The 1,773-nt window shown below is 45.5% G+C and carries 1 protein-coding gene; it reads right to left on the reverse strand.

What is annotated here, in order from left to right; genetic code table 11:
• Nucleotides 1-1,757 (reverse strand): tandem-95 repeat protein (locus A3739_RS10365; RefSeq protein ID WP_156502528.1); only part of this gene is annotated, 1,757 nt, incomplete at its 3' end.
• Nucleotides 1,758-1,773: the final 16 nt, after the last annotated feature.

Here is a 1,773-nt window from a genome sequence, read left to right on the forward strand (position 1 = left end):
TGACCATCAGACACGGTAAAGTCGACGGTGACATTACCATTGAAGTTCTCATTCGGTGCAAAGGTATATGTGTCATCTCCATTATCGGTGAAGATTCCATCCGTACCTGTGTATGTAACATCTGAGATACTCAGCGTATCACCATCAACATCCGACGCTCCCGCCAACAGATCCCCATCTGTAAGCGTGATCGTCCCGTCTTCGTTCATCTGGAAATTCTGATCCTGCGCGACCGGCAGATCATTCACGCCGGTTACAGTTACGTCGACAAGAGCTGGGGTTACACCGCCATTACCATCCTCCACTGTGTAGCTGATAGAAAAATCACCATAAAAATCAGCAGCAGGTACGATAGTATAAGTTCCATCATCATTATCTATTACAATTCCATTTGTAATCTCAATATTACTAACTGATAAAGCATCATTATTATTTGCTTGACCATCATATGATGATTCGTCGTCACCCTGTTGATTATCGTGTTGGCTATCATCGTCAGTTAAACCATTAATCACATCAGAAATCGAAACACCATATTGATCCTCAGTGACAGTATCCGAATCAGGCATAGTAACGCTGCTTTGATTAGATACAACTTGAGAGGGAATAATTACTCCATCAACAATATCAAACACATGCCAATACTCACCGGTCGTACTATCCGGAAGATCAGGCGTGAATGTTGATACTAAAGAGTTACCAACAAACACCTGAACCTGAACATTGTCAACGCCGTCAATATCCCATGCACCTGTACTATAGTTGTGCACAGAGTAATGCATGTTGGCCTCAGCATAATTTGGAACAGTAATAGTTTCTGGGCCGTAGCCATTAGTGTCATCAACATCTTGTTGAATTGTCGCATCGCCCAACTCGTAACTCATATCCTGATAGTAGATATGGTCGAGCTCTGCGCCAGAATCAGGATCATATAACCAAAGATGGTTATCTAGATCTCGCATACCGGACTCGCCACCCCAGGTCAAGACAATACGCATATCAGCAGCGTCCATCACACTGGACAACGAGATCGTGCCGGCGTTAATCGTTTCACCTTCTAACACACTAAAACTGTTGGTGATCGCACCATCTTGCGTAATTGTTAAAGTACCGTCACCGGCCACTTGTCCAGTGACGGAATAGTTCCCTGAGTTCCCAGTTTGCACGGTTGTCGCATTACCGACTGCATCTGACAGAGTTACGTCTGCACCAAAAACTGGGCTACCAGTTTCAGCATCGAGGACCGTACCAGTAATCGTAGTCTCACTGCCTTGATCACCAATAATGGCTGTAAGATCGTCGCCATCCACATCTGACGCAAATTGCAACAATTCCGCTTGCGTCAGTGTATACGTGCCGTCCTCTTCTATTGTTACTGATATATTAGCGCTTACAACAGGCGCATCATTCACTGGGTTCACTGTCAAATCGATATTGGCTGCAACTGTCGCTTCACCATCAAATACATCGAAACTAATATCGAGATCACCATTGAAGTTTGCAGCCGGTGTCAGCGTGAACGTCCCATCACCATTATCTGTAATCGTCAGTTCCGGATTGGCTGTCTGTAGATTCAACGCCGTGAGCGTATCACCATCCACATCACTCGCTTGCGCCAAGAGCTGTTCTTGGCTCAGTGTGATACTTCCATCCTCATCAATTGCATACGCCAAGTTACCTGAAACAGGGAAGTCATTCACAGGAACAACTACGATATTCGCTTGGGCCGTATCGGTACCACCCTGACCATCAGACACGGTAAAGTCGACGGTG

This window comes from Oleiphilus sp. HI0067 (assembly GCF_001635735.1).